This is a genomic window from Streptomyces argenteolus (genome assembly GCF_042902585.1).
Taxonomy (GTDB): Bacteria; Actinomycetota; Actinomycetes; order Streptomycetales; family Streptomycetaceae; genus Streptomyces; species Streptomyces argenteolus.
This window is the reverse complement of record NZ_JBIBEG010000007.1, coordinates 80088-105747: the sequence shown is the minus strand read 5'-3', so window position 1 is coordinate 105747 and position 25660 is coordinate 80088. Positions and strand designations below refer to the sequence as shown.

The window sequence follows — 25660 nt, the reverse complement described above, 5'->3', positions numbered from 1 at the left end:
GACGACAGACACCTTGTCCGGGTGGCGGAATGGCAGACGCGCTAGCTTGAGGTGCTAGTGCCCTTTATCGGGCGTGGGGGTTCAAGTCCCCCCTCGGACACCAGGGTCAATCGACCAAATGGAGCCGGTCAAAGCGACAGTTTGTCGCTTTGACCGGCTCTGTTGCGTATCGGTCCTTGTGAGAGTCCGCTGCGGTTCTCGTGGCCGGTAGGTGTGGCGACGGCGCTCGGACCAGCTGCCAGGTGCCCCCGGGCGTGTGTGGTCGTGGTGGGGCTGAGCGCTCGGCGGACCCTGGGTGTCAGGGAGTTGCAGGGAAGCGGCTGACTGGCACGAGTCGTCGGGGCTAGCGTGTCCGGATGGTCAGGGTGCCTTGGGGGAGAGTGGGAGCGGGATGAGAAGCGGTACGCCGCGTAGGTATCCATGCTGCTGTTGCGTCTGCGGCCGCGGGCGCCAGCCGCGGAGAGTGCCGGCGGGGACGGCGGGAAGGACGTCTACGAGTACGACGGGGGAAACCAGCTGATCATCTACGAGCTGGCTTGTCGACAGCGGGGCGGCCGTTCAGGATCACCATACTGAGGTCGCGAAGGCTGCTGATGTCCGCGGTGGGATCCGCGTCCAGTACGAGCAGGTCGGCGCGCTTGCCAGGGGCCACCGTGCCGAGGTCGGGGCGGACACACTGCCGTGAGGCGCCGCTGGTGCCTGCGGCCAGCACCTGGGTGGGCGTCATCCCTGCGGCAACCATGAGTTCGGCCTCTTCCAGAGTGTTGGCTCCGAAGAGACCCCGGCCGTTGAAGGTGTCGCTCCCCAGTGCAATGTGTACGCCGGCCTCGGCGACCTTCTTGAGATTGCCACGTGCGTCCGGGTGGGCATCGTCGATCCAGAGCGTGGGCGTGTAGGTGACGCCGCGTTCGAGCATCAGGTCGATGAGCGAGTGGTCGGTGAGGGGCTCGACAGTAACACCGTGCTCCAAGCCGTCCGCTCCGGCCTCTATCGCTTCGCGCGCTGCGGCTTGCTGGGTGGTGTGGACGGTAACCCGAAGGCCGCGGTCGTGCCCGGTCTCGATGCCCGCCCGGAGGAGATCGAGGGGAAGCCGTTCCAATTCGACACTGCCCGGAAAGGCAGGATTCTGCCAGAAGTACTTCGGTTCGCCGGAGTGTGCGCACGCGCCTTCCGATAGGAGTTTGATCGCGTCCACCTTGCGGTCGGCGAGATGGTGCACCAAGTCGCGGATCTGCTGCACACTGTCAACCTCTCCTGTCCAACGATCGCGCGCCCAGGGGCTGCCGCTGAAAATAGTGGCGGCAGGATGCCCGTCGCGTCCGGTGATACCGCTACCGGTCGCTATCAGTCGCGGGCCGGGCAGCGTCCCTTCAGCAATTTTGGACCGCGTGGTCAGGATTCCGTCCGTCGGGTCGCCCACCGACTTGATGGTGGTGACCCCGTGGTTGAGAAAGAGCTGGAGCTGTCCGGGAAGCTCATTTTCCTCGAAGGCCCGCATCGCATTGAGGTCTGAGACCGCGCGTACATTATAGAGGTGAATATGCGTGTCGATCAGACCTGGCATGACCCATCCTTCAGCCGCGTCCACCCGCTGGCTGCCTTGGAGTGGCCCGGTCGAGACGGAGGCGATCTCTGATCCATTGATGGCGATGTCGTACAGTCCGGCGAGTGCCTGGCTACCGTCGAAGACATGTGCGCGACTAATCACAAGGTCATAGGACGCGGGACCGTGAGCTTCGGTGCTCGCAAGTGCTTCGGATTCGTGGGGCATCGCTTTGACTCCTGATGCGTTCTGAGTAGGTTTTCGGGCCATAGTGCATGCTGATGGACCATGGACCCGCTGACATGGGAGCAGGGCGTGGCCGTCACCTGAAAAACAAAACTAAGAGGTCATCTCATGTGGCGAGACTGTGGTAGCAGATGCTGGTGAAGTCCAGGAAGTGGTCGGCCTGGCGTTCATAGCGGCGATGGATTCATCGGCAGCCGGCAAGCCATGTACATGGTGCGTTCGACGGTCCAGCGGTGTCGGCCGAGTCGCTGCGAGGCCTCGATGCCCTTGCGCGCGATGCGGTGCCGGACTCCGCGACCGGATAGCCATTGTCGCAGGTAGCGGTATTCGTAGCCCTTGTCGGCGTGGAGCTTGCCGGGCCGGCCTCGGCCGGGGGCGTCGGCGGAGCGGATCGGCGGTATGCCCTTCACGAGCGGGATAAGGGCTTGGCTGTCGTGGACGTTGGCGCTGGAGATTGCGACGGATATGGGCAGACCGGTCCGCTCGGTGATCAGTTGGGTCTTCGACCCGTACTTACCCCGGTCTACAGGATTCGGACCTGTCAGGTCCCCCTTTCTAACGCCCGCATGTTCACCGAGTCGATCGCACGCCCCGACCAGTCCAGCTAAATCGCGGCCAGCACTTCCCGGTCACCGTGCCGACGCCGACCACCCTGCGGCCGCGACGGCGCCTCCGGCACCAGCCGCTGGAACAACTCCCACAACCCGTCCGGCACCAGACGCTCAACGATCCCCACCATGACTCACAGAATACCGAGTTCGCCCCAACGAGATGGCCCCTAACGCAGTCACAGTTGGGGGTGCGCCCAAGTGCGCATGTGCGCTTGATAAGCCATATCTCGGTTCGCTACCAGGGCCACTATCTGCTGCAGCAAGCCGGCGATCGTCGTCCTGCCGAGTCCGTTACTGGCTCCGGTGATCAAGGTGAGGGTCATGCGTTCCACTCTGCTCCTGACGCGGGAGGTGAACCAGGGACGCTTCGACGGTAGGAAAACCAGTACCACCCTCGCGTCCTGAGCACGACTGGAGATGCGGGAGAATAAAGGCCATGTCGACGATACCCGGAACCGGGCTGGGCGAGATGATCCGCACGTGGCGGGAACGGCTACCCCCATCGGCTGCCGGGCTGCCGACGGCCCGCAGACGCCGGGCGGCCGGGCTGCGACGCGAAGAACTGGCTGACCTGTCCGGAATATCGGTCGACTACATCGTCCGCATCGAACAGGGGCGGGCGACGACACCCTCAGCGTCAGTGGTGGCGTCCCTGGCCCGAGCCCTGCAACTGTCCACCGCCGAGCGGGACCACCTGCACAGACTTGCCCAATTGGTACCGCCGGCGGACGGCACCATCTCCGGCCATCTCCCACCCGGCGTGCAACGGGTGCTCGCTCGCCTCGGGGACGTGGCGGTGGCCGTGTTCGCAGCGGACTGGCAACTGGTGTGGTGGAACCGGGGTTGGGCCGCCCTTCTGGGCGATCCCTCCGCCTTGCCAACGCGGCTGCGCAACTTCGCCCGCGACAGGTTCCCGGTGGAGGCTGGCCCCGCCCACCTCGCGCTGTGGCCGATGGCCGAGGCGCGCGGCGACACCACTGACGCCGCCGTCGTCTCCGACCTGCGCCGCGCCACCGGTCGCTTCGCCCAGGACAGGCGCTTGGCCGCGCTGATCCGCGATCTGAACGCGGGCAACAGGAGGTTCGCCGAGCTGTGGGTGACCGGAAAGGTGGCCGCACACCACGAAGACCACAAGACGATCGACCACCCATCGGTGGGGCCGGTCACGGTGGACTGCGACGTCCTGACCGACGGCGACTCCGAGCTCAAGATCGTCGTCATGACCGCCGTGCCCGGCAGTGAAGACGAGACCAAGCTCCGGCTCACCGCCATCCCCGGCCCGCCGGCCACCGCTCACAGCTGACGCCACCTACGCGCGGCGTCGCCCTAGCGGAGCTGGGCGATGGCAAATTGCCTTCTACTCGCGGATGTATGCGGCGAAGGCCGTCCCGACCTGCCTGCTCGCCGCCGTCGTTCCGTTTCCCGCCACGGGCGTCGGTCCCGGCCTGTGCCTGTCGGGCGCGGCCCGGCGCGAGCCACAAGTCGGCACGAGTAGCGTTGCGGCGGTCGTCCCTATCGTCGTCGCCGTCATGATCTGGTGACGAACGCGACCGGGCCGCGTCTGTCGAGCCGGGAGCACAGTATGCCGACGCACGCGGCGCCGGGCAAGGAGTGTCGTGCGGGCGATGGCGCATCCGATGGCCGAGACTTTGGCTCCGATCGGCGCCAGGACCACTCCACCTGTCAGGCCGAGCCCGGCTCACCAGGGCGGGTCTCCGACCGAGGAAGTGGATGAAGAGTCCGCGTCTCGGCCCCGTCCGCGGCTCTTCTCCGTAGCTCTTCGCCTCCGAACACCGACGTCTGTGGGGAAACGTTCCCACGATGCGATGGGTCCGCTTCGGTCGCGTTTACCTTGCACGGACGGCGTGGGCCTCGCTTCAACTGTGCGTATGCCGCTGGTCGTAGCGGGAGCGGGAGGCGTCCACTGTGTCGAGGTGATTGCCCACCCACCTCAGCAGGGTCTGCAGAGGGTCCTGGAGGGTGCGCCCCAGAGGGGAGATGCGGTACTCGACCGCCACGGGCTCGGTGGACAGGATCACTCGCTCGATCACGCCGTTGCGTTCCAGCCGCCGCAGGCACGCCGTCAGAGATTTCGGGGTGACCGCGGGCAGGTGCTGGCGAAGCTCGTTGAAACGCCGGGGGTGATCGCACAAGGCGTCCAGCACCAGTAGCGACCACTTGTCGAAGAGCTGGTCGAGCAGTTGTCGACCGTTTTCACCGAGCTCTGGATGGGTCACGCCGGTCTCCTCGGGGATACCTGATTTCGTTGCAGTGTACCGGGACTACTAGATATACGTTTGATATCTAGTAGCTCGATCCGTGAGAAAGGCTCCCTATGGCCGACACCTACTCGACCCTGCATGTCTCTGTCACCGACGGTGTGGCGTATGCGATCATCGACAACCCTCCCATCAACCTGCTCGATGCCGCCCTCATGACGGACCTGGACCGGTTCACAGGCGCCATGTTCGCCGCCGACGACGTCCGAGTGATCGTTTTCGACAGCGCGGACCCGGACTTCTTCATCGCGCACGGAGACATGCGCATCGCCGAGGACCCTCAGTCGTTCGCGGCGCTTGATGTCGCCTCGGAGCAGGACCCCTCTTTGAATCCGATGATGCGGCTGCACGAACGCATCCGGACCCTGCCGCAGATCACCATCGCCAAGCTGCGCGGGCTGGCACGCGGAGGCGGTGCGGAACTGCTGTCCGCGATGGACATGCGGTTCGCGGCTCGTGAGCATGCCGGCTTGGCTCAGCCGGAAGACACGATGGGCATCATCCCGGGCGCGGGAGGCACCGTCTATCTGCCCGGCCTCGTCGGCCGCGCACGGGCGCTGGAGATCATTCTCAGCGGCCGGCTGGTCGATGCACCGACGGCGGAACGGATGGGCTGGGTGAACCGGGCCGTGCCGGCTGCCGAGCTCGACCATGTCGTCGACACCCTGGCCGCCCGCATCGCCACCCTGGCGCCCGGCGTTGCCAGTGCCACGGTCGAGGCGGTGGACGCCGCAGCGGTGTCCACCGCCGGTGGCCTGGCCACGGCGAACGAACTGTTCGGCCAGCTCGTCAGCACTCCCGACGCGGGCCGCCGCGGAGAGGCGGCACTGGCCGCCGGCGCGCAGACCCGGGACGGAGAGCGCCGCCTCGAGGCCTTGATCGACGGCCTCGCCTGAAGCAGCTTGGACCTGGTCTGAACGCGGGACTGTAAAACGTTCGACTCTTCCAAGATTTTCGTAGGCGATGATCGGTTCCGCTGACGGTCAGTTGAGCAGGATGAGCCGGCGTAGGAGGGGATGGCCGGCGCGGCCGTACCGCTGGCGCTCGAGGCGCTTGATCTTGCAGTTGACGCCCTCGGTGCGGCCGTTGTGGTGGGGCAGAGTGAGCGCGGCGTCGACGGCGGTGCGGTCGCGTTGCAGGCCGGTGGCGACGGAGTGCACGAAGGGCAGGTCGGCAGCGCGGGTCCGGGCGAAGCAGTTGGTGAGCGCGCCGGACACCGGCTGCGCCACCGAAGACAGCAGCGAGGCGACCGCGTAGGTGTAGGCACGCTCAGCGATGAAGAACGGCACCAGCGCCGCTACGACACCTCGGGCGCCGCCGATGGTGCCACGCTTTCGGGCGGACTCATGGCCTTCGAGAGTGCGGTCGCGGATGTACTCGCGCCCCATCCCGGATGTGGCCGCGACCACGGTGAACACAATGCCGGACGGATCGTGCGAGGTCCACAGTCCATTCCATACCTCCACCACGTCGGCGGCAAGGAAGCGGAACATGAAGTCGCCCAAGGGGTAGGGCGCATGCGGGTGCGCGGCCACGCGCAGGCCCCCTGCTCGGCGGACCTGGTCCAGGGGTTGTCCACCAGTCCGTCCCTGACCTGGTGTTTCCAGTCGACGGCCTAGCCGGGATCGAGGCCGAGCGCGAGCCAGTGCCCGGTCCTCGAATGTCGTCAGCCGCCTCCGCCTCCTCCGCTGGTGTTGTCCGGGACCGAGGCCATACTTCCGGCTCTGGTTCGCGCCCGACCCCCATGCTCGTAGCAGATGAGTCCCGCCCCGATGAGCAAGACGATCCCTGTAGCTATCAGCGATATCCATGCGCCGGCATCCATGCTTGCGGATGTACCCACCGCTGTCAGTGCGAAGCCTCACCCGGGTCTCCATCGATCCGGAGCGGTTCAGTGGGCGTTGTCAACTTGGCTGACATGCCGGGCGCTTGAGACGATTCTCTCCACATCGTGCGGACGGACCACGGCAACGAGGCGGCAGGGACTCTGGCCGCCGACTGGTGGTCCCGCCGCGCCGCTCGGGCGGTCAGGAGCGCTACCTCGACAGTATCTGTAAGAGAAAGCCCAGTTGAGGGATGTGGCGAGAGGTGGGCGGGAGGCTACGGTAACGGTCGTCGTTCCACGATCGGGGCGTTGCCAGCCGCAGGTCCTCCCAGCGTCACCTGCTGCACCGCTGCCGGGGAGGCCACACGTGCCCCTGAGGAAAGAGGTCCATGATGCCCACGCCCGGTTTCCCGCCGCACACGCTCGACCCCGAAGGGACGCCGATATGGATCACTGATCTGGCCTCCGAAGCCCCGCACCACGTCCTGCACGTCGTGCGCGGCATCGAACCGGCGGAGGCGCTGGAAAGGCTCGGCGCCAAAACGAGGTTGATGCAGCCCTGCGAACTGCCCGGCAGCAGGCCGGACGAGTGGACGTCACTGCCGTGCGCGGCTCTCGGTATGGAGCCGGGATCGTCCGCGGCGCTGTTGGCGGGACGCGTCGGCGAGTGGGCCTTCGTCTACGACGACTCCGGGTTCACCTTCGAGGACGCGGCGGAGGCACTGTCCGCCGATGGACGGATGGCGGCCACGAGTGTGTTCAGCATCAACGGGGACGCCAGCCTCACCTATGCCGTCGACGGCAAGCAGGTCGCATGGGTCGACGTCGACGGCCTCGCCCTGGAGGAGGATCTTCCCCGTATGCGCGCCGAACTGCGCGCGGCATTCGAAGCCGCCGGCACCGTGGAGCAGGAAGGCCTCGAGCCGGGCCAGGCCGACAGCTCCATCACCATGCGTGCCGTCTGTGCTCTGGCCGGCCTCCCCCTCACCCTGAGCGCCCTGCGTCAGGTTCCGCTGGTGGTCCTGCCGTTCGGCTGACGGTGCTGCCCGTGACGTCGGTCGGGCGAGCGGCACGTCCGCCGCCGGGGGGTGCCTTGGGTCTGCTCGTGGCGGCCTGCCGTCGAACGCCAACGGGTGGGCGCCGCAGGGGAGATGCGCTGTCCCCCGCTCTCCGCTTCGTTCGGTACGGTGCGCCCATGACGTCTGCGATGCAGGACCGGTTCCGTCCCTTCCGTGAAAAAGCCTTGGCCCGAGGCGTGCCGGCCGACGATGTGGAGCGGTGGCTGGCCACAGCCCGTCCCTGTGCCACCCTGGCACTGTCCGACGACGACACCGGACCGGTCGTGGGACGGTTCGGCGGCCCCCTGCTGCTTCCGGCCGACACCCCGGACCCCGGACACCCCTTCGTGGCCTCGGTCGACCTCGCCGCACTGCCGGCCGGCGCGACGGACCTCCCCTTGCCGCCCGACGGCCGGTTGCTGTTCTTCGCCCTGCCCGAGCCCGGAGAAGACACTTCCATGGGCACCGTGATCCACGTGCCGGCCGACGCGGCCGTCACACGTCGGGATCGGTACGCCTGGAACGCGGCGAACATCGTCGAGGACGACAGGGTGTTCGCGAGCTATCCGCAGGGGCCGCTCCGGGCGCGGACCGACGTGTCGCTCCCCCACCACCAGTTCGTCGTTCCACCCGGTGAAGAGGAAGCCGTATACCTTCCCGGGCATCCCTACTGCTCCGAACTCGTCGAGATCTGGGAGGACACCAAGAACCTCATCGCTCCCTCGGCGCAGATGCAGATCGGAGGATACGCGGACGAGGAGATCGTGGAGTTCGACCCGGTCGACGTCGCGGCGTCCCTTGCGACGGAGGCGGTGGGCGCCGGCCGCTGGGACGGTCCCGTCTCGGCCGACGTGGCCGACTGGGTGCTGCTCGCCGACTGGTACGCCGGCTGGGATGTGGAGAAGCGGGAAGGCGCGACCGTCCACTGGGTGATCCAGCGCGAGGACCTCGCGGCCCGACGCTTCGAGCGCGTGTTCACCACCGTCTTCTGGAACCCCTGAGCAGGCCACGAGGGGGGCGAGCCGGAGCGGCAGGCCACCAGTCTTCGACCACGAGGGCGTACATGCGGTGCACGGGACCGCCTGGGAAGTCATCCGCCCGCGGCGAGCTGGACCTGGCGGGCTGCCCCTCACCTGGAAGAATCCCCGATGACGTGCGGAGTCCTGCCTGCGGTCGAGCGCTGGCTGCCCGCACACCTGACCGGCATCGCCGACCCCGAAAACGTCAAGACGATCACGCTCTTCGCGACCGGCGCCTCCTCCCTCGGCTACGGGCGCGCGCCCGGCGGAGCCACATCACGCCCAGGGTCCGACGGTTCGCCGCCGAAGAAATCACGTACGCGACCGTTCCTGCAATGGCTCGGCGAGCGGAACACCACCCTCGCGTTCTGCGGCCAGCTCGACATCGACGCCTGGTATGCCGAGAACACCGAGCCGGCCGCACCTGCCTGCGAGCCTTTCTCAACTGGGCCATGCAGAGCCGCCACTGCCGACGCTCCCTTTCCATCCCCGCGATGAAGGTCTCCCGCCGGGCCGCGCCGAGCGAGGACGAGCGTCTCGATGCCCTTGGCTGACTGCTGACCGACGCGGACATACCCATGCGTCTCCGAGTCGCCGGAGTCATCGTGCTCCTTTATCCGCAGCCCGTGAGTCGCATCGTTCGGCTCAGCGTCAACGACGTGGTTCGTGACGGCGACATGGTGTTGCTACGACTCGGGGATTCAGCCTCGCCCGGTCCCGCACCGGTCGCTGCCCTGCTCCTGGAGCACATCGCGACTCGCGACAACATGTACACCGCCACCAAGCCGGCATCCCGCTGGCTCTTCCCCGGCCGCCGGGCGGGCCAGCCGTCCCGCCCGGATCACCTGTCCGCGCTCCTGAACGAGATCGGGGTCCCGGCCGCCGCTGCCCGCGGCGCCGCCATCCGGCAGCGACTCCTCGAACTGCCCGGCCCTGTCGTCGTGGACGCGCTCGGCTACCACGCGACAAGACCACTAGCCGACGCATCAGAGAGACCGGCGCATACGAGAGCCACCAGTACGTACCCCAGTACCAAGGCCGAACATCACACCTGGTGCTGGAAAGGAACCAGGTATCGGAGCGGGCGCGGCCGCGCGGTCACCGCGTCAGGCGGTGAGGGAAATGGCGTGGCGTCCGGTCGCCGCTAGGGCGGCATGGCGGGCGACGCGGGCACCGAGGTGCTCGGCGGTGCTGATGTCGGAGGTGTGGACGGTGTCGGTGCCACCGTCGAGCGGAGTCTGGGCCCCGGCGCCGCCCCAGAAGCCGAGACGGTTCAGGTCGTTCTCGGAGGCGGTGGTGGAGTTCCAGCCGGCGGCGAGGCCGAGGCTGACCCACAGCATGCGGTGCTGGGCGGCGAAGGTGGCGAAGAAGGCGAGGGTGCTGGACTTGTCGCCGGCTTTGGACGCGGAGTTGGTGAAGCCGGCTGCGAGCTTGTCGGCCCAGCGACCTTCCGAGAAGCGCCGACTGGTGGCCTCGGCGAAAGTGTGGAACGCGGCGGACGCACTGCCCATGTAGGTGGGCGAGCCGAAGACGACTGCGTCGGCATCGTCCAGCCGCTGCCACTGTTCGTCGGTGATGGTGTCCACCGGGACGAGGGCCACCTCGGCGCCGGCGCCGGCCGCCCCGCGCCGGACCGCCTCGGCGAGGACCGAGGTGTGGCCGTAGCCGGAGTGGAAGGCGACGACAACTGAGGGGGGCAGGGTGACGAACTCAGACATGTGAACTCCAGCGATTCAAGTGGTCGGATGCTGCGATGGGGGAAGACGGATCTGCTCGGCTGGGGTGTGCGTCGCCGATCGCTTCGGACTCTGCCCTGACGCCGGCGTGCTCCCCGTGCACTGTCGACGCTACGGCGACTGGTCGAGACGCAAGAACGCTGAACGTCTGGCTTTTATGACTGATCGTCTAGGGTGACGAGATGGATCCCATCGATGATGTCCTGGCGGCGAGGTCTGTCGCGGACTCGCAGTACGTCAGCGTAGAAGCCCACGGGACCTGGGGAATTTCCTTCAGATCGCCTCATACGACCTACGTGATGATGATCAGGAGCGGGCGCTGCTGGTGGCAGCCCGGCTCGAACGCTGATCCGGAACTGCTCGCCCCTGGCAGCTGCTTTCTGGTGCGGGCCGGCGCCGAGTTCGCCCTCGCGGACGAACCGGGGCGAGCCCTGGTCAGCTGCGAGAGCCTTCTGGCGTCTCAACCGGGTTCTCCTGTGCGCCACGGCACAGAGGGACCAGTGACCGAGATTGTCTCGGCGCGGTTGGCCTTCGACACCGGTGCCGCCGAGCCGCTGTTGAAAGTGCTGCCTCCCGTACTGCGGCTCGACCTCGACGACTCGATCGGCGACGCGTTGCGTTCCACCTTCCGACTGCTGGAGCTGGAGCGAACGTTCTCCAGTTTCGGGTCCGGGTTCATCATGAGCCGCCTGGCCGACGCTCTTTTTGTGTACGCGCTTCGTACCCACGTCTCATCCGCCGAGAGTTCACACGGATGGCTCTCTGCTCTCAGCGACCCGCAGCTTGCGCCGGCACTGCGCGACCTTCACACCGATCTCGCACACCCATGGACGGTCGAGGAGCTCGCGCGCCGAGCCGGGATGTCGCGGGCGGCGTTCGCCGCAGCGTTTAGACGAAAGACAGGTGACTCGCCCATCAACTACCTCACCTACTGGCGCATGCACCGGGCGAAAGCACTGCTGCGTGACACGGAATCGAGCCTGCAGCGGATTGCCCTCGCGATCGGCTATGACACCGACGCCGCCTTCAGCCGAGCGTTCCGCCGGCACCAGAGCATCGCGCCCGGAGCATGGCGACGCTGTTGGCGTTCCTCAGCCGGGAACTCGGGCGAGACGGCCGAGTGACACCTGACCGAGTCACGGCAACGTGACCCGCTGTCCGACCGCACGCTCAGTACACCTAGTTCGTATGGAAGTTGCTCCTTGGAGGGTGGTGCGGCAGTCGGTGCGTGGTGATCGCGGGGCTTCTCAGGCGGGAGACCATCGGGTCGATAGGAGGCCACCGGCCCGAACACGGCCAGCTCGGCCCGCAGCACGGCAACATCCGCGAGGCAACCCCGGCTAGCGACCGCCATGGCCACGTCCAGCAGGAACTTGCCCGGATCGTGCACCGCCCGAGCCTTCCGCCACGGTGCCGGCGCCGCTGATATCGCAGTGTCCAAACCGGCCTCGCGGACCGTCTCGACCAGCAGCACTCCTGCGGGCTGCGAGACCGCAGCCCGGCCGCCGCCCTCGGTGCGGACACCCGGGTAGGGCCCGGCACTCTTCACGCAGGTTCGCGACCTGGAAACATTCCTCGGCCGCCCGGCGGCTGCGCACGATGCGGGCGAATTCGGGCATTTCGACGCCGACGGATGCGTATGTGGCTCTTTCACTACAACGCAGGTCAGCCGCGGGGCAGGACGCCCATGAGGGTCGCGGTCAGGGCCAGCTTCAAGGAGTCTGCCAGCTCCAGGTGGAAGCGGGCCAGGGCCGGCTCGGCCTCGTAGGCGGCCCGCAGGCTGGGTGGGGGCGTGCTGTACGCCGACAGCGCGCCGGCCAGGACCATGGTTTGCAGGGCGAACAGGGTCGCGTTCTCGCCCAGCTCCGGCAGGTACCTCTCGATCAGGGCGGTCATGGTGGTCAGGCGGTCCAGGGAAGCGCGCTTGTAGCGTGCCACGACCTCGACGGAGACGTTGTGTTCCAGGACGCTGCCCTGTGCGCCGAAGAGGTCGCACAGCACCGGTCGGCCGGAGAGTGAGCGGCTGAGGATCTCGGCCACCGCTGCCGCCCGCTCGGCCATTTGCAGATCTTCGTGGACGCCGGCGGCCAGGTCGTCTGCCAGGTCCGTCAGCCACTCCCGCAGGAAGTGGTCCAGCAGTTCCAGCAGCACCGCCTCGCGCGACTCGAAGTAGCGCAGCACGTTCGGCTTCGCCAGGCCCACCCGGCGGCTGAGCTCGTTCAGGGTGACCGCGGCTACCGGCATCTCGTCGAGCATCGCCGACGCCGCGTCGAGGATCGCCCGTCGCCGGACCTCCCGCTGTTCTTCGGTTCGCGCCCGCTGAAAAGTCACGATGACGAGCCTAACTTAAGTACCTGCGGTACGTTGACAGCGTACCGAAAGTACTTTAACTTCGACCTAGAAGATACCTTCGGTACGATAATCGGTTGGGGCCCGACATGAGTAAGAAGTGGACGACGGCGGATATTCCGGACCAGCGCGGACGGGTGGCCGTGGTGACCGGGGCCAACACCGGACTGGGGTACGAGACCGCCAGGGCGCTCGCCGAGCGCGGGGCCTCCGTGGTGCTCGCCGTGCGCGACGTCGAGAAGGGCGAGCTGGCAGCGGCCCGCATGACCGGCGACGTGACCGTGCAGGCGTTGGACCTCACCTCGCTCGAGTCCGTCCGGACCGCAGCGGCGGCGCTGCGGTCGCGGCTCGACCGGATCGACCTGCTGATCAACAACGCCGGCGTGATGTACACCCCGAAGCAGACCACCCGGGACGGCTTCGAGATGCAGTTCGGCACCAACCACCTGGGCCACTTCGCGCTCACCGGGCTGCTGCTGGACTTGATGCTGCCGGTGCCGGGCTCGCGCGTGGTGACGGTCAGCAGCACCGGCCACCGCATCCGGGCCGCGATCTACTTCGACGACCTGCATGGGGAGCGGTCGTACGGCCGGGTCGCCGCCTACGGTCAGTCCAAACTGGCCAACCTGATGTTCACGTACGAGCTGCAGCGTCGGCTCGCCACGCGCGGCACTACCGTCGCGGTGGCCGCGCACCCAGGCATGTCCAGCACCGAGCTCGCCCGCAACACCCCCGCCGCCCTCCGGCTTCCGCTCACCTGGCTCGCGCCGCTGATCACCCAGACGCCAGCAATGGGCGCGCTGCCAACCCTGCGCGCCGCCACCGACCCCGGCGCGCTCGGCGGCCAGTACTACGGTCCCGGCGGACGCAATGAGGTCAAGGGCCACCCCCGCCTGGTCACCTCCAGCCCGCAGTCGTACGAGGTGGCCGTCCAGCAACGACTGTGGGCCGTCTCCGAAGACCTCACCGAGGTGACGTTTCCCATCATTCAGCCCACGCAAGAGCCTTTTCTCTCCTGATCAGGAGTGCAACCCCAAAGCGTCAGGGCCGTGAGCGGCTGTTGAGGCCGTAGCGAAAAACGCGAGGGGGTGGTGTGAACGGTGTAGCTCTGGACCCTGGAAGTGCCGCCATGGAGCGCTTGCAGGCCGGTTCCCTCTGAGCGGTCGAGCAGCGGGCAGACTGCGCTCAAGAGTTGAGACGTCGACCACCTCCCTCAACGGCATCGGAGCCATGCCCGTTACGCACCCCGGCCTGACACCGCTCCGTCAACGATGTGTGCACGGGTGCCGGGGGTCTCTAGCGCAGGGTGGAGATGCCGGCGAGGAAGATGTCCACCCCGACAAGGAACTGCTCGCGGTCGTCATGTTCGCTCAGCCGGGTCGCCGCTGCGTGCACGAACGGGTGCCGGCCGGGGTCGACCTCCGCCCATTGCGTGGCGGCGTCCTCGAGGAAGGTCTCCCGGTCTGTGCCGCTGCCCATACGCAGGCGTGCGTTCGCGGCGTTCTGCGCTGCAACACCGAGGACGTAGTTCACGAGCGCGCCGGCGGCGTCGAAGCGCGCCTCCTCCGAAACGTCGAGGGCGTCCAGCAGGCGACCGACACCCTCGTAGAAGTCCAGCAGCGCGGGCCGCCACGGCTGGCGGGAGAATTCCGCACCGACCCAGGGGTGGGCGTCGATCGCGTCGAACAGTCCGAGGGTGAGGGCGCGCAGTGCGGCGCGCGGATCCGCGTCGGCGCCCGCGCCGGACATCACGCTGGTGATGACCTCGTCAGCGGCCGTCGCGAGCAGATCTTCCTTGTCCTTGACGTGGTGGTAGATGGCGCCGTAGCCGGTGCTCAGGCGTTCGGTGAGTGCGCGCAGCGTAAGTGCCTTCTCGCCGCTGCTGTCCAGCATCTCGATCGCGGTTTGGATGATCAGTCTTCTCGACAGGCTGTCCGTCCGCCGTGGGGAGCGGGCGGACCCCTTCGCTGTTCTGTTCACCATGGCCCCAGCATCGCATGGGTGGAGCGTCGATCCAAGCCGTGTCAGCGTCATTGGAGTGGCGATCCAAAGAGGGTGTCACGCACCGGAGATTTCCTATGGAGGACACCATGACGACACCGGTCACGATCATCGGAGCGGGTCTGGGCGGCCTGACGCTGGCCCGCGTGCTGCACGTGCACGGCATCCCCGCCACGGTCTACGAGGCCGAGCCCGCACCGGACTCGCGCCGTCAGGGCGGCCTGCTCGACCTCCGCCCCCACAGCGGGCAGGCCGCTCTGGAGGCGGCCGGACTGACAGAGGAGTTCCGCAAGCTGATCCTCCCGGGCCGCGAGGCGTACCGGATCCTGGACCGGGCGGGGAACGTGCTGCTCGACCTGCCCGATGTCGGAACCGGCGAACGCCCGGAAGCCGCGCGCGGCGCGCTGCGGCAGATACTGCTCGACTCCCTGCCCGCTGAAACCGTACGCTGGGGCCACAAGGTCACCGCTGTCCAGGCCCTCGGTGACGGCCGCCAACAGGTGAGCTTCGCCGCCGGCACCACCATGGTCGCGGACCTGCTCGTCGGTGCCGACGGCGCCTGGTCGCGCGTAAGGCCGCTGCTGTCGCCGGCCACGCCGGAGTACTTCGGCATATGCAGCGTGGAGACGTTCCTTTTCGACGCCGAAGCCCGCTACCCCGCCTCCGTGGAGGCAGTCGGAGCCGGCTCACTGTTCGCGCTCGCACCGGGCCGGGGACTGCTGGCCCACCGTGAAGGCGGCGGAACCCTTCGCACCTACGTACAACTGAAGAAGCCCCAGGACTGGTTCACAGACCTCGACACCACCGATGCCCAAGCCCTCACCGCACGGGTAATGCAGGAGTTCGACGGGTGGGCCCCCGCACTCACCGCGCTGATCACCGATAGCGACACCCCGCCGGTCCTGCGGCCCATCTTCACCCTGCCGGCCGGGCACCACTGGGAGCGCGTGACAGGGGTGACCCTGCTCGGCGACGCCGCCCACCTGCGGGCACCGAACGGTGAAGGCGCCAACTTGGCCATGCTGGACGGCGCCGAACTCGGCCGCGCCCTCGCCGCCCACCCCAACGATGCGGAGACCGCGCTCGCCGCGCACGAGGAAACCATGTTCGCCCGCGCCGCCGCCGTCGAAGCGGAGGACGACGGCATCTACGCGACCATGATCGACGACCACGCGCCCCACAGCCTGCTCGCCCTTATGACAGGCGCCGAACCAGAAGCGTGATGCACGGCGCTGACCGTCACCGCAGGCTTCCATCCCTCTTCGCCGTCGGCCAGGTGCCGATCCTCCCCCGACGGCCGCCGACGCGTCGCCTGCCGTCGGGGGAGGATCGGCGCACCCGCCCAATTACCGGATAGCAGCCCGCCATCCGCAACCAAGTTCGTGCGCAGAGACCTGGCCATCGTCATGCCGCCCCCTGCAACTACCCCACGAACAGTTGAAGTTCCCGTCACTATCCGTGCCGAGACGCGTGGTCATCACCAACGGGACGTGCACGCGGTTGTCGGTTGGACCTGACAGCCGCCGGCGCGGGGGACTCGAACCGCTCGGCGACTGCGCGCCGATCCCGCACGCGAACACACTCTGGGCGATCGCCGTATCGCGGCTCGTGCCGGTGAACTCATACCCGACGGTGCTACGCCCGAAGTCGCACCTGGTGCCTGGTCTCAGACGCCGGTTCCGGTGAGTTCGGCGGTTGTCTGCCAGAGCCTCCTGGCGACGGCCCCGTCCAGGCCGGCCCGGCTGGGCTTACGGACCAGCGGGAGGCCCGTGAAGCTGAACAACCCGTCCGGACCGACGTAGGCGTTGCCAGGAACGTCTTGCGTGGCCGCGTACATGAGCGGCAGCGCTCCGTGCTCCACGTCCTGGACCAGGAACGGGAGCCGGTTGACGAATCTCAGCGGCGAGTGCGTGACCAGGCCGGTCCGCGCCACGCCCGGGTGAGCGATGACCGAGCGGACATGGCTGCCCGACGCGGTCAGGCGGCGCTGCAACTCCAGTGAGAACAGCACCACGGCGAGTTTGGACGCCTCGTAGACGGCCAGCCCGTTGTACTTGCGGGTGCGCCAGTCGAGGTCATCCAGGTCGAGCCTGCCAAAGCGATGCAACTGACTGGAGACCGTCACCACACGGTCGGTCAGCCGGGGCAGCAGGAGGCCGGTGAGCACGAACGGCCCGAAATAGTTCGTCGCGGTCTGCACGTCCAGCCCTTGCGCGGTCCGCGCCGCCGGGATGTCCATCACCCCTGCGTTGTTGATCAGAACATCGACGGCACCGGTGTACGACGCCGCGAACGCGTGGACCGAGTCCAGGTCGGCGACATCGAGGTGCCGGACATCGAAATCTCCGCGCATACCGGCCACTGCCCGGCGCGCCTTGTCGACGTTGCGCACGGCCAGCACCAGGTGAGCGCCGGCTCGTGCGAGTTCGCGGGCGGTCACCAGCCCGATCCCCCCGCCGGCACCAGTGATCAGCACCGTCACGCCGGTCATGCTCGGCAGCCGGTCCGCGGTCCATTTGCCCATAGTGAAACTCTCCAGACGCTCTCTTACCGGGTCCCTGACGTCGTCCAGTACAGAGGGCCCGTGCCGTCGGGTGAAGGACCTGCCCAACCACTGAATGGCAGGGCGTGGCTGCCCGTGTTCACCTGCCGGACAATGAGGTGGAGGCAGACGGCGTGTGAGGTGGGGAGTGCGATGGCGGACACGGCACTGGACGCTGAGGGTCTGGCCGATTTCCTGCGCGGACGCCGGGCGTCCCTGCAACCCGAGGACGTCGGGCTGCGCCGCGGTATGCGACGGCGCACGATCGGGCTGCGCCGGGAGGAGGTCGCCGAGCTGTGCGACATGTCGGCCGACTATCTGGCCCGCTTGGAACGCGGTAGCGGCTCCCAGCCGTCACAGCAGATGGCGGCGGCCATCGCCCGGGGCCTGCGCCTGACCCCGGACGAACGTGACCACCTGTTCCTGCTGTGTGGGCACCGCCTCCAGACACGGCACCTGCGCGAAACGCACATCAGTCCTGGGCTGCTGCGCGTCATGGACCGGCTGCAGGACACCCCGGCACAGATCGTGGGCCCGATCGGTGAAACGCTGCAGCAGACGCCGCCCGCCGTAGCACTGCTCGGCAACGAAACGCACCACACCGGCCCCGCGCGCAGCGCCCTCTACCGATGGTTCACCGACCCCACCGCCCGCCATCGCTACCTGCCCGAAGACCACCATCACCACAGCCGCGTCTACGTCTCCACCCTGCGCGCCACCGCCACCGCACAAGGGCCCGGGTCCTCAGCCGCCCTGCTCGTAGCCGACCTGCAACACAACGAGGAATTCGCCGAGCTCTGGAACCGCCACGAAGTGAAACTGCGCTGGAGCAGCGCCAAACGCTTCGTCCACCCCCACATCGGACGCATCGACGTGTACTGCCAGACACTGCTCGACCCCGACCAAGGACAGTCGCTGCTCATCTTCACCGCCACACCCGGCACGGAGAGCCACGACAAGCTCGCCCTGCTGACCGTGTTCGGCACCGACACATTCGCAGGCTCCTGACCCGCTTGCGGCTTCGGCCGTCACCCTCTTGTCGCCATCGAAGCCCCTGGCTTGCGGCATGCGCCGACGCGGAATCCGTGGCCAGGTGTAGCTTCCCGTTGATCGTGGACACCTGGAGACTGGGATCTTGAGGTTCCAGAGGAAGTAGCACCAGGTGGGAAGCAAGTACACGAAGCGGTACACCGAGGAGTTGAGCGAAACGCGATCGCGCTCGTCGATTCCTCGGACAAGACGGTCACCGGCGTCGCCCGGGAACGCGGCATCAGCTCCGAGTCCCTGCGCGGCTGGTACCGCCGGACGAAGGTAGACCAGGGCGAGGCCGCCCGCCGTGCCCGGCAGGCCGCCGACGACGCGCTCACGCACAAGATCACCGTGGTGCACATCGCTTTCCGGCACACCTACGGTGCTCCGCGCATCCACGCCGAACTGCGCCGCCCTCGGCCGACGGGTGAACCGCAAGCGCGTCGCCCGTGTGATGCGCGAGCGCGACATCCGTGGCGTCACCCGGCGCAAGAGGCGTTCGCTGACCCGGCCGGATGCGAAGGCGAAGCCGGCCCCGGACCTGATCGGCCGCGTCTTCCATGCCGAGCGCCCCGGGACCAGGTTGGTCGGCGACATCGCCTACCTCCCCACCGCGGAGGGCTGGCTCTACCTCGCCTGCTAGTGCTCTGACCGGGAAGGTTCGCCGGGTTGGACGTTGGGACGGTTGGATGTGCGGTGATGTCCGTCCTACCGCTCGATGTGTGGTGGCTGGTGGTTTCAGAATCAGTTGGGGCTCGGGTAGGCGCGGCTTGATCTCCGTCGCGGACGTGGGGTGCGTCATCCGAGGGGTCGCGCCACCGGCCGGATGCGAGCGCGCTGTCTTCCGTGGCGCCGACATGTCAGAGACAGTCGCTATCGTCCGTGCCATGACCTCAAGTGATCATCTGCTCGACCTGATCCAGACCACCCCGGAGATCGAGCTGTTGCTGCGGTCATCGTTCGGCTTCGACATCCACCGGAAATATTGCGGCGAGGGCCTCAGACTTGCCTCGGGTGCGCCGTTGGAGGTGATCGCCGGAGAATTTTCCGGTGGGGCGTACTTCCTGGGCGCTGAGCAGGACGGTCGCCGACCGGTGGTGTTCGCGAGTTCTGACGGGGAAGCCGGGCTGATCGCTGATGACCTCACGGAGGCGCTGGAGATCATCATCGGGCTGGAGTGGCGGGACTGCCTCTCATTCTCGAGAGGTGGCGATGTGGAGGTCATGCAGAATGCTGCTCAGCACCTCAAACGGGACCGCGAAAGGCACAACCCGGACATCGGCAACGAGGCTGCTCAAGTGGCCGCAGCCCTGTCGCTACGGATCATGCCTGTCACTGACCTCATCATCCGGCTTCACGCGGCCGCCTCGAAGACCGAACCGGATTACGTCGTGACCGACGACGAGGGGCAGGCGTTCAACCCACCGTTCGGCTAGTGCTGTGACCGGAAAGGATCATCGGGGTGTCCTGCGATGATCGGTGAATGAGCGAGCGTGAGTGGCAGGCGTTGACCAAGTCCGAGGAAGCGTTCATGGTCAATTCGTATGAGATCGACATCCTGGCTGGTGTCTGGGGAGATCTCGACGATGCCGATCAGTCCCGGCCCGTGAAGGAGCTGGCAGGGATCTTGCTGACTCTCATCGATCGTGGATGGATCAAGGTTCGTCGGGTCGCGCCGTGGACGTCCCCGTCAGGGGAAAAGGGCTTCCAGTCCGGAGAACTAGTGCCTCGTGATCAGCTTCCGACAGTCCTGGAGGACCCAGCCAACTGGGAGTACCCCAACGGTGACTGGATCGGTGCGGTGACCCTGGTGGAGACCGAAGCGGGTAAGAAGATCACCCGTCGTTCTCCCGAGGAGATGGCCGAGTAGACCGCCGTGGCGATCCTCAGGCCGCTGCCGCCAGTGGTCGACCGCCCCACCGAATGCCCCTCTCACTGCGGACACGGGCGCGTTCGCGCCGCTGGGCGGCCAGGACGGAGGGGTGGCGAGCGTTCTGGTTGCGCCAGCGCAGGTACCGCTGCAACTCACGCGTCTGCACGGTGTGGTTGGGGTGGTTCGAGTTGGCCAGGGTGAACTGCCGCAACGGCCCGAAGTGCGCCTCGATCGGGTTCGCCCAGGAGGCGTTGGTCGGCGTGCAGCACAGCTCGACCTTGTTCTTCCGGGCCCACTGGCGGATCTTGCTGCCCTTGTGGGCGGACAGATTGTCCAGGATCACGTAGATCCGGGCGCCATCCGGTCGGGCGGCCCGGATCGATTGCAGCGCGGCCAGGGACGGGGCAGTCCCTTTGTGGCGGCGGTTGACACCCCAGAGGGTGTCGTCGCCGACCGAGTAGCAGCCGTGGAAGTAGGTGACTCCGTGGGTGCGGTGGAAGGTCGCCGGCAAGCGGTTCGGCCTGCCCTCCTTTGCCCAGCAAGACCCGGCGGTGGGACGGATGCCGAGCGGCCCGAACTCGTCAAACGCGAAGGTGCGACCGGGGCGCTCGGTCAGCGCGTACTCGATCCGGTCCAGCTTGGCGTCGAAGTCCGGGTCGGCGGATTCCTTCCAGGTCTTGGTCCGCTGGAACGTCACGCCCTGGCGCGCGAGGAGACAGCGCAGAGCCTCGCGCCCGATGCGTATCGGACGGGCGACGTTGCGCCGCAGATGCTCTGCGAGCTTGCGGATCGACCAGCGACTGAAGGGCATGCCGAGCTTGGTGGGGCGGGTGGTGGCCGTTTGGATGACGAAGTCCTCGTCGTCATCCGTGAGCAGGCGGGGACGGCCTCCCGCCCACCGAGGGTCCAGGCAGACCAGCCCGATCTCGTTGAAGCGGTGGATCACACCCCGGACGGTGTCCTCGTCCGCTTGGACGAGATTCGCGATCACCGGCACGGCGTGCCCGCCAGCCGAGGCCAGCAGCATCATCGCCCTGCGATAGCGCACGGTGCTGGTGCTTCCGCGCCGCACAATCCGCCGGAGCTTCTCCCCCTCTTGCTCGGTCAGCTTGCGGACCCTGACCGGCCCTGCCATCGCGCCTCCTTGTGTCAATCGGACGTGTTGTCACATCCAATCGGCGCAAGTCCAGTTGTCGGCACCCGGTGATCGTTTCCGGTCACAGCACTAGGGACCGTATTGAGTTCCGATCAATGGGTGGCTCGGGTGAGGTCCTTGAGCCAGATCATCGAGGCGCGTAGGTGGATGCCGGCGAGGTAGCTGTCGGGAGACTTGTCGTACCGGGTGGCGATGCCACGCCAGGCCTTCATCTTGTTGATCAGCCGCTCGACGGTGTTCCTCTCCTTGTAGAGCTCGGCGTCGAAGTCGACGGGCCTACCGCCCTGGGAGCCCTTCTTCTTGCGGTTGGCCAGCTGGTCCTTCTTCTCCGGGATGACCTCACGGATGCGGCGTTTGCGCAGGTGGGCGCAGTTGGCACGGGAGGAATAGGCCTTGTCGCCCGCCACGGCGTCCGGCCGGGTGCGCGGACGGCCCACGGGCAGACGGACGCGCATCTGGTTCAGGACGGGGATGAACTGAGGGCTGTCGGCGGCCTGCCCGGTGGTCAGGAACAGCACCAGCGGGCGGCACCTGCGGTCGCCGGCGAGGTGGATCTTGCTGGTCTGCCCGCCCCGGGAGCGGCCCAGCGAAGCGGCCTTCAGCCGCAGCCGGTGCCGGCGCCGGACGCGGCGCCGCTCCTGCCGTCCGGGGTCGGTGTCGGTGTCGATGTCCTGTCCGGTTCGTCCGTTGTTATCGCCCCCTTTGACCTGGCTTTTTCTTCGGCCGCGGCCTTCTCCAGCGCGGTGAGGACGTCTGGGCTCAGGTGCATGCCGGCCGCGTCCTGGTGGGCGCGCACGGTGGTGGAGTCGATACTGACCAGGGACAGGTCCACCTCGTCCCGCCGGGCCGCCTCCGCGATCAGCCCCTCCAGCAGGGCCTGGAAGGCGCCCGCGTCGCGCCACTGCCTAAAGCGGTTGTGCACGGTGGGCCAGGCACCGAACTCAGTCGGCATCTCCCGCCACTGCCCACCGGTCCTGAACCGCCAGATCACCCCCTCGAGCTGCTGCCGCAACCGCTCGGGATACGGACCGAACCGGCCGATCGGCAGATAGGACTCGATGAACTCCCATTCAGCGTCGCTCAGTTGCACCTGCGTCATGACACCAGGTCTACCGGCTCACGCCGTGCCGCGAGGTCGAATCCCGCCGATTGATCACAACTGGATACGGTCCCTAACGAAAAACATAGTAATCACTCGTCCGGTCACAGGCCCAGGACCGTCGCCACCAGTTCGCTGCGGCTGCGGACACCGGTCTTCGCGAACACACTCTTCAGATGGTCCTGCACGGTCGCTGCGGCGATGTGCAGTTCCACGGCGATGGTCCGCGACGGCAGACCGGCGACGACTCGCGCCAGCACGTCCCGCTCGCGCGGTGTAAGCCCGTACGCGAGCAGCAGTATCTCGGCCACGTCGGCGGCCGGCGCCGGATGTACCGTCACGGCGATGGCCGCCGGGTGCGGGCCACCACTCAGCGGCGAGGCCTGGACGGAGAGCCACCGGCCCGAGCGGCCGCGGATGCGTCCGTACGCCGGCAGCTCAGCGCCTCTTCCCCGTGCGGCCACCTCCAGGATCGCGGACGGCAGTTCCGCCTGCGACGGGCCCAGCTCGTCCCGCCAGAGTTTCGCGGCCAGGTTCTCCGAAAACAGCCGCAAGTCCTGGTCGAGCAGGAGCACTCCGGCCTCGGATGGGCCCGCAGCGGTGTCGTCGGGTGCCCGGTGGGCGGCCCGGCGCAGGGCCGCACCGACCGGGGCGGACAGCCGCCGCAGGACGCCGACGTCGGCCGGGGTGAAGTCGGGCCGCCAGCCGCCGCGGAAGAGGGCGACGACGCCCCAGCAGCGGCCGTCCACCACGAAGCCCGCCCGCAGCTCGTGCCGTGCGTCGATCATCTGCAGCACGGTCCGGTAGCGGTGGCTGGATTCCGGATCACCGCCGGTGGCCGCACCGAGCGTGCCCGCGGACACCTCGGAGCGGGCCAGCGCCGCGAACTTCAGGACGTCGTCAACCAGGTACTCGTTGTGCGCGGCGGCCGCGGCCGCCTCCGGTACGAGCCCGGCGCTGACTTGGTCGGCGGTCAGCAGCGTCATCGGGTCGATCGTGCTGAAGCAGTAGGAGTCGGCCGGGATGAGGCGTGTCAGCCGGTCGGCGATCCGGCGGCGGAGTGTTCGGGAGTCGAGGTCGAGACGGCAGATCGCCTCGATGTCGCGCACGGTCTCGCGCCGGACCATCGGGGAACTCACCCTTGCCACGGTATCCCAGAAATGTGGGAGGGCCGCCCGATCTCCAGGCGCCTACCGTGGGTCCGAGAAACCCCAGGTCACCGGAGGTACACCCACATGTCCCCGTCCATGCTCAACGTCGGACTGGATCCAGCGCTGGTGGACGACGCGCCGTCGTCACGGGCGGCGTTCCCTGAAATCGACGCCGAGGCGGTCCGGGCCGGAATGGCCGCGGGCCGGGCTCGGCTCGAGGAGCTCGGCCTCAGTGTCGATGTCTGCCTGCTCGACTACGGCCGCACGGCCGAGGCGGTCTTTCGCGCCGCGTTGACCGCCAAGGACTACGACATCGTGCTGATCGGCGCCGGCGTCCGGCTGGACCCGGAGCTGACCCCGCTGTTGGAGGTGCTGGTCAACACCACCCACGAGCTGGCACCCGGCGCGAAGCTCTGCTTCAACGTCAGCCCGACGACGGCTGTCGAAGCCGTCCAGCGGTGGTGGCCCGAACACAAGCCGCTGGTCTAGGCGCTCCATAGCACTCAAGAGACGATTCGATGAACGGGAGGCGGTCTTCCGCCATGTCTGCAAGAGCACTCGAGGACAAGGTCGCACTGGTCACCGGCGGCAGCCGGGGCATCGGCCGGGCGATCGCGGAGCGGCTCGCCCAGGACGGCGCCGCCGTCGGCGTCACCTACGCCCGCGACGAGACGGCGGCGAGCGAGACCGTCGAAAACATCCGCAAGAACGGAGGACGGGCCTTCGCACTCCAGGCGGGGCTGGGCGAACGCGGCGACGCGGCCCGCCTCTGGGCCGCCTTCGACGCCGCGGGCACGGAGCCCGTGCCCGACGGGAAGCTCGACATCATCGTCAACAACGTCGGCATCGGGGATTTCGCATCCCTGGAGTCGTTGACCGAGGACGCCTTCGACAAGGTCTTCGCCGTGAACGTGCGTGCACCGTTCTTCGTCACGCAGCAGGGACTGCCGCGCCTGCGCGACGGGGGCCGGATCATCAACATCTCCAGCTCCGTGGCCCGCCTGGCCACGCCGGGAATGATCGCCTACGGCGCCACCAAGGGAGCCCTGGACAACTTCAGTCTCGCCCTCGCCAAGGAGCTGGGCCCCCGGGGCATCACGGTCAACTCGGTGGCCCCCGGAACCGTCCTCACCGATGCCAGCGCGGCCACCCTGCTGGGCGATCCGCATGCCGAGGCGCAAGCGGCGTCTCTTGCCGCCCTCGGCCGGATCGGGCGGCCGGAAGACATGGCCGACATCGTGGCCTTCCTCGCCTCCGACGACGCACGCTGGGTAACCGGCCAGGTCATCGACGCAACGGGAGGCATGGCCCTCTGACGTGCTAAGGAGAGGAACACCGTCGAGCGGCTGATCAACAAGATGAAGGCCTGGCGTGGCATCGCCACCCGGTACGACAAGTCTCCCGACAGCTACCTCGCCGGCATCCACGTACGCGCCTCGATGATCTGGCTCAAGGACCTCACCCGAGCCACCCATTGATCGGAACTCAATACGGTCCCTAGCTGGACCTGGCCACCCGCGAGGTCGTCGGCTATGCCACGGCCGACCACCACCGCGCCGAGCTCGTCGTCGACGCTCTCGACATGGCCCACGGCGGGGGCGGGCTGAAGCCCGGCTGCGTGGTTCACAGCGATCGCGGCAGTGAATCTACGTCGGCCCAATTCCGAAACGAATACGGGAGTTTGGGCTGCGACAGAGCTGCGGACGCACCGGATCATGCTTCGACAACGCTGCCGCGGAGAGCTACTGGGCCCTGCTCAAAGAGGAGATCGGCACTCGCACCTGGCCCGACCGGGCCACCGCCCGCACGGAGGTCTTCTCCTTCATCGAGACCTTCTACAACCGCCGCCGCCTGCGCAAGCACAAGGCCTTCGGCCATCTCACCCCGACCAGGGAGCGGCATCAGCACACCCTCGCGGCATAACGATCACGTGTCCGAGATCACGGGGAAACTTCACTCGGCGACCTCACCATCGACACCACCACCGGCACGGTGACCTGACCCGCCGGACAACTGACGACTATGCCCTCCACCTGGCAGGCTCGCTGTTCCTCGCTGGTCTGCGAGACGCCGGCCGGCCTACAACACGGAGAGGCCGTACGCCGGGCGGGCGCCTCGGGCGCGGCGCCCGCTCTGGGTTCGT

General features: G+C 67.7%; 24 protein-coding genes, 1 tRNA gene and 6 pseudogenes. 18 read left to right on the top strand and 13 right to left on the bottom strand.

The genetic code is table 11. From position 1 onward, the window contains the following. The first annotated feature begins 15 nt into the window (after positions 1–15). Positions 16–103 (top strand) — tRNA-Leu (locus ACFY8O_RS24100). Between the two features lie 417 nt (positions 104–520). Here ACFY8O_RS24100 and ACFY8O_RS24095 read toward each other — a convergent pair. The 3 genes and pseudogenes from ACFY8O_RS24095 to ACFY8O_RS24085 form a co-directional block, all read right to left on the bottom strand. Continuing rightward, positions 521–1771: an amidohydrolase family protein gene (locus ACFY8O_RS24095; protein WP_387905570.1), complete on the bottom strand. Its 1251-nt coding sequence runs from the start codon at positions 1769–1771 to the stop codon at positions 521–523. Between the two features lie 205 nt (positions 1772–1976). After that, positions 1977–2528: pseudogene (locus tag ACFY8O_RS24090) on the bottom strand (transposase); the annotation flags it as partial. 48 nt (positions 2529–2576) lie between these two features. Then, positions 2577–2723: a hypothetical protein gene (locus ACFY8O_RS24085; protein WP_208766131.1), complete on the bottom strand. Its 147-nt coding sequence runs from the start codon at positions 2721–2723 to the stop codon at positions 2577–2579. 113 nt (positions 2724–2836) lie between these two features. On the opposite strand from ACFY8O_RS24085, the gene ACFY8O_RS24080 reads away from it, so the two are divergent. Further along, entirely contained in the window at positions 2837–3703 is an 867-nt protein-coding gene (locus ACFY8O_RS24080) for a helix-turn-helix domain-containing protein (RefSeq protein ID WP_387905567.1), read from the top strand. Between the two features lie 574 nt (positions 3704–4277). Here the strand turns inward: ACFY8O_RS24080 and ACFY8O_RS24075 are convergent. After that, on the bottom strand, positions 4278–4637 hold the full coding sequence (locus ACFY8O_RS24075) for a winged helix-turn-helix transcriptional regulator (protein ID WP_208766132.1): 360 nt from the start codon (positions 4635–4637) through the stop codon (positions 4278–4280). A 98-nt stretch (positions 4638–4735) separates the two neighbouring features. Here ACFY8O_RS24075 and ACFY8O_RS24070 point away from each other — a divergent pair, with 98 nt between their 5' ends. Beyond that, positions 4736–5575, top strand: coding sequence for an enoyl-CoA hydratase/isomerase family protein (locus ACFY8O_RS24070; RefSeq protein ID WP_387905564.1), 840 nt, complete (start codon positions 4736–4738; stop codon positions 5573–5575). Positions 5576–5662: 87 nt separating this feature from the next. Here the strand turns inward: ACFY8O_RS24070 and ACFY8O_RS24065 are convergent. Then, positions 5663–5884 (bottom strand): annotated as a pseudogene (locus ACFY8O_RS24065) (transposase); the annotation flags it as partial. A 728-nt stretch (positions 5885–6612) separates the two neighbouring features. Between ACFY8O_RS24065 and ACFY8O_RS24060 the strand changes: the two are divergent. The 4 genes and pseudogenes from ACFY8O_RS24060 to ACFY8O_RS24045 all read left to right on the top strand — a co-directional run. Next, positions 6613–6725, top strand: a pseudogene (locus ACFY8O_RS24060) (AraC family transcriptional regulator); the annotation flags it as partial. A gap of 168 nt (positions 6726–6893) precedes the next feature. After that, complete coding sequence (locus tag ACFY8O_RS24055; RefSeq protein ID WP_387905561.1) at positions 6894–7541, top strand: hypothetical protein; 648 nt, start codon at positions 6894–6896, stop codon at positions 7539–7541. Positions 7542–7699: 158 nt separating this feature from the next. Then, positions 7700–8563, top strand: coding sequence for a DUF1963 domain-containing protein (locus ACFY8O_RS24050; RefSeq protein ID WP_387905558.1), 864 nt, complete (start codon positions 7700–7702; stop codon positions 8561–8563). A gap of 147 nt (positions 8564–8710) precedes the next feature. Then, entirely contained in the window at positions 8711–9079 is a 369-nt protein-coding gene (locus ACFY8O_RS24045) for a hypothetical protein (protein ID WP_387905555.1), read from the top strand. A 608-nt stretch (positions 9080–9687) separates the two neighbouring features. Here ACFY8O_RS24045 and ACFY8O_RS24040 read toward each other — a convergent pair. After that, a complete protein-coding gene (locus tag ACFY8O_RS24040; protein WP_387905552.1) occupies positions 9688–10299 on the bottom strand; it encodes a flavodoxin family protein in 612 nt (203 codons plus the stop codon). Positions 10300–10499: 200 nt separating this feature from the next. Between ACFY8O_RS24040 and ACFY8O_RS24035 the strand changes: the two genes are divergently transcribed. Beyond that, positions 10500–11441: an AraC family transcriptional regulator gene (locus tag ACFY8O_RS24035; RefSeq protein ID WP_387905550.1), complete on the top strand. Its 942-nt coding sequence runs from the start codon at positions 10500–10502 to the stop codon at positions 11439–11441. Positions 11442–11590: 149 nt separating this feature from the next. Here ACFY8O_RS24035 and ACFY8O_RS24030 read toward each other — a convergent pair. Continuing rightward, positions 11591–11866 (bottom strand): annotated as a pseudogene (locus ACFY8O_RS24030) (IS1380 family transposase); the annotation flags it as partial. 116 nt (positions 11867–11982) lie between these two features. Then, the gene (locus ACFY8O_RS24025; RefSeq protein ID WP_387905547.1) at positions 11983–12648 is read right to left on the bottom strand and encodes a TetR/AcrR family transcriptional regulator; all 666 of its coding nucleotides are present in this window, start codon (positions 12646–12648) and stop codon (positions 11983–11985) included. A gap of 107 nt (positions 12649–12755) precedes the next feature. Between ACFY8O_RS24025 and ACFY8O_RS24020 the strand changes: the two genes are divergently transcribed. Then, positions 12756–13685 carry an SDR family NAD(P)-dependent oxidoreductase gene (locus tag ACFY8O_RS24020; RefSeq protein ID WP_387905545.1) on the top strand — a complete coding sequence of 310 codons (930 nt, stop codon included), beginning with the start codon at positions 12756–12758 and terminating at the stop codon, positions 13683–13685. Positions 13686–13962: 277 nt separating this feature from the next. Here the strand turns inward: ACFY8O_RS24020 and ACFY8O_RS24015 are convergent, their stop codons facing one another. After that, positions 13963–14649: a TetR/AcrR family transcriptional regulator gene (locus ACFY8O_RS24015; RefSeq protein WP_145811795.1), complete on the bottom strand. Its 687-nt coding sequence runs from the start codon at positions 14647–14649 to the stop codon at positions 13963–13965. A gap of 107 nt (positions 14650–14756) precedes the next feature. On the opposite strand from ACFY8O_RS24015, the gene ACFY8O_RS24010 reads away from it, so the two are divergent. Continuing rightward, the gene (locus ACFY8O_RS24010; RefSeq protein ID WP_387905542.1) at positions 14757–15890 is read left to right on the top strand and encodes an FAD-dependent oxidoreductase; all 1134 of its coding nucleotides are present in this window, start codon (positions 14757–14759) and stop codon (positions 15888–15890) included. Positions 15891–16333: 443 nt separating this feature from the next. On the opposite strand, the gene ACFY8O_RS24005 is transcribed toward ACFY8O_RS24010, so the two are convergent. Beyond that, positions 16334–17191 (bottom strand): SDR family NAD(P)-dependent oxidoreductase, encoded by an 858-nt coding sequence (locus tag ACFY8O_RS24005; protein WP_145811799.1) that lies wholly within the window; start codon positions 17189–17191, stop codon positions 16334–16336. A gap of 171 nt (positions 17192–17362) precedes the next feature. Between ACFY8O_RS24005 and ACFY8O_RS24000 the strand changes: the two genes are divergently transcribed. The 4 genes from ACFY8O_RS24000 to ACFY8O_RS23985 all read left to right on the top strand — a co-directional run bounded on the left by ACFY8O_RS24000 (position 17363) and on the right by ACFY8O_RS23985 (position 20108). Further along, complete coding sequence (locus tag ACFY8O_RS24000; protein WP_145811801.1) at positions 17363–18217, top strand: helix-turn-helix transcriptional regulator; 855 nt, start codon at positions 17363–17365, stop codon at positions 18215–18217. A 403-nt stretch (positions 18218–18620) separates the two neighbouring features. Further along, complete coding sequence (locus tag ACFY8O_RS23995; RefSeq protein ID WP_387905538.1) at positions 18621–18881, top strand: hypothetical protein; 261 nt, start codon at positions 18621–18623, stop codon at positions 18879–18881. Positions 18882–19125: 244 nt separating this feature from the next. Next, on the top strand, positions 19126–19674 hold the full coding sequence (locus tag ACFY8O_RS23990) for a hypothetical protein (protein WP_387905535.1): 549 nt from the start codon (positions 19126–19128) through the stop codon (positions 19672–19674). A 47-nt stretch (positions 19675–19721) separates the two neighbouring features. Continuing rightward, positions 19722–20108: a hypothetical protein gene (locus ACFY8O_RS23985; RefSeq protein ID WP_387905533.1), complete on the top strand. Its 387-nt coding sequence runs from the start codon at positions 19722–19724 to the stop codon at positions 20106–20108. A 16-nt stretch (positions 20109–20124) separates the two neighbouring features. Here the strand turns inward: ACFY8O_RS23985 and ACFY8O_RS23980 are convergent, their stop codons facing one another. From ACFY8O_RS23980 to ACFY8O_RS23970, 3 genes and pseudogenes are all read right to left on the bottom strand, one after another. Continuing rightward, positions 20125–21246: an IS630 family transposase gene (locus ACFY8O_RS23980; RefSeq protein WP_387905531.1), complete on the bottom strand. Its 1122-nt coding sequence runs from the start codon at positions 21244–21246 to the stop codon at positions 20125–20127. Between the two features lie 113 nt (positions 21247–21359). Continuing rightward, positions 21360–22366: pseudogene (locus ACFY8O_RS23975) on the bottom strand (IS5 family transposase). A 104-nt stretch (positions 22367–22470) separates the two neighbouring features. Next, entirely contained in the window at positions 22471–23505 is a 1035-nt protein-coding gene (locus ACFY8O_RS23970) for a helix-turn-helix transcriptional regulator (protein ID WP_387905528.1), read from the bottom strand. A 96-nt stretch (positions 23506–23601) separates the two neighbouring features. Here ACFY8O_RS23970 and ACFY8O_RS23965 point away from each other — a divergent pair, with 96 nt between their 5' ends. From ACFY8O_RS23965 to ACFY8O_RS23950, 4 genes and pseudogenes are all read left to right on the top strand, one after another. After that, entirely contained in the window at positions 23602–24006 is a 405-nt protein-coding gene (locus tag ACFY8O_RS23965; protein ID WP_056792618.1) for a hypothetical protein, read from the top strand. A 53-nt stretch (positions 24007–24059) separates the two neighbouring features. Continuing rightward, positions 24060–24833, top strand: coding sequence for an SDR family oxidoreductase (locus ACFY8O_RS23960; protein WP_145811807.1), 774 nt, complete (start codon positions 24060–24062; stop codon positions 24831–24833). A gap of 6 nt (positions 24834–24839) precedes the next feature. Then, positions 24840–24995, top strand: a pseudogene (locus ACFY8O_RS23955) (IS5/IS1182 family transposase); the annotation flags it as partial. 166 nt (positions 24996–25161) lie between these two features. Then, positions 25162–25440 carry an integrase core domain-containing protein gene (locus tag ACFY8O_RS23950; protein ID WP_387906092.1) on the top strand — a complete coding sequence of 93 codons (279 nt, stop codon included), beginning with the start codon at positions 25162–25164 and terminating at the stop codon, positions 25438–25440. Positions 25441–25660 lie beyond the last annotated feature (220 nt).

What these genes read in the sequence shown, in the direction of transcription:
- ACFY8O_RS24070 (WP_387905564.1), top strand. Translation starts at nt 4,736, where the DNA reads ATGGCCGACACCTACTCGACCCTGCATGTCTCTGTCACCGACGGTGTG.
- ACFY8O_RS23985 (WP_387905533.1), top strand. Translation starts at nt 19,722, where the DNA reads ATGAGCGAGCGTGAGTGGCAGGCGTTGACCAAGTCCGAGGAAGCGTTC.
- ACFY8O_RS24010 (WP_387905542.1), top strand. Translation starts at nt 14,757, where the DNA reads ATGACGACACCGGTCACGATCATCGGAGCGGGTCTGGGCGGCCTGACG.
- ACFY8O_RS24080 (WP_387905567.1), top strand. Translation starts at nt 2,837, where the DNA reads ATGTCGACGATACCCGGAACCGGGCTGGGCGAGATGATCCGCACGTGG.
- ACFY8O_RS24055 (WP_387905561.1), top strand. Translation starts at nt 6,894, where the DNA reads ATGATGCCCACGCCCGGTTTCCCGCCGCACACGCTCGACCCCGAAGGG.
- ACFY8O_RS24005 (WP_145811799.1), bottom strand. Translation starts at nt 17,191, where the DNA reads ATGGGCAAATGGACCGCGGACCGGCTGCCGAGCATGACCGGCGTGACG.
- ACFY8O_RS23960 (WP_145811807.1), top strand. Translation starts at nt 24,060, where the DNA reads ATGTCTGCAAGAGCACTCGAGGACAAGGTCGCACTGGTCACCGGCGGC.
- ACFY8O_RS23990 (WP_387905535.1), top strand. Translation starts at nt 19,126, where the DNA reads ATGACCTCAAGTGATCATCTGCTCGACCTGATCCAGACCACCCCGGAG.
- ACFY8O_RS24040 (WP_387905552.1), bottom strand. Translation starts at nt 10,299, where the DNA reads ATGTCTGAGTTCGTCACCCTGCCCCCCTCAGTTGTCGTCGCCTTCCAC.
- ACFY8O_RS24000 (WP_145811801.1), top strand. Translation starts at nt 17,363, where the DNA reads ATGGCGGACACGGCACTGGACGCTGAGGGTCTGGCCGATTTCCTGCGC.
- ACFY8O_RS23965 (WP_056792618.1), top strand. Translation starts at nt 23,602, where the DNA reads ATGTCCCCGTCCATGCTCAACGTCGGACTGGATCCAGCGCTGGTGGAC.
- ACFY8O_RS24095 (WP_387905570.1), bottom strand. Translation starts at nt 1,771, where the DNA reads ATGCCCCACGAATCCGAAGCACTTGCGAGCACCGAAGCTCACGGTCCC.
- ACFY8O_RS24015 (WP_145811795.1), bottom strand. Translation starts at nt 14,649, where the DNA reads ATGGTGAACAGAACAGCGAAGGGGTCCGCCCGCTCCCCACGGCGGACG.
- ACFY8O_RS23980 (WP_387905531.1), bottom strand. Translation starts at nt 21,246, where the DNA reads ATGGCAGGGCCGGTCAGGGTCCGCAAGCTGACCGAGCAAGAGGGGGAG.
- ACFY8O_RS24045 (WP_387905555.1), top strand. Translation starts at nt 8,711, where the DNA reads ATGACGTGCGGAGTCCTGCCTGCGGTCGAGCGCTGGCTGCCCGCACAC.
- ACFY8O_RS24085 (WP_208766131.1), bottom strand. Translation starts at nt 2,723, where the DNA reads ATGACCCTCACCTTGATCACCGGAGCCAGTAACGGACTCGGCAGGACG.
- ACFY8O_RS24050 (WP_387905558.1), top strand. Translation starts at nt 7,700, where the DNA reads ATGACGTCTGCGATGCAGGACCGGTTCCGTCCCTTCCGTGAAAAAGCC.
- ACFY8O_RS24035 (WP_387905550.1), top strand. Translation starts at nt 10,500, where the DNA reads ATGGATCCCATCGATGATGTCCTGGCGGCGAGGTCTGTCGCGGACTCG.
- ACFY8O_RS24020 (WP_387905545.1), top strand. Translation starts at nt 12,756, where the DNA reads ATGAGTAAGAAGTGGACGACGGCGGATATTCCGGACCAGCGCGGACGG.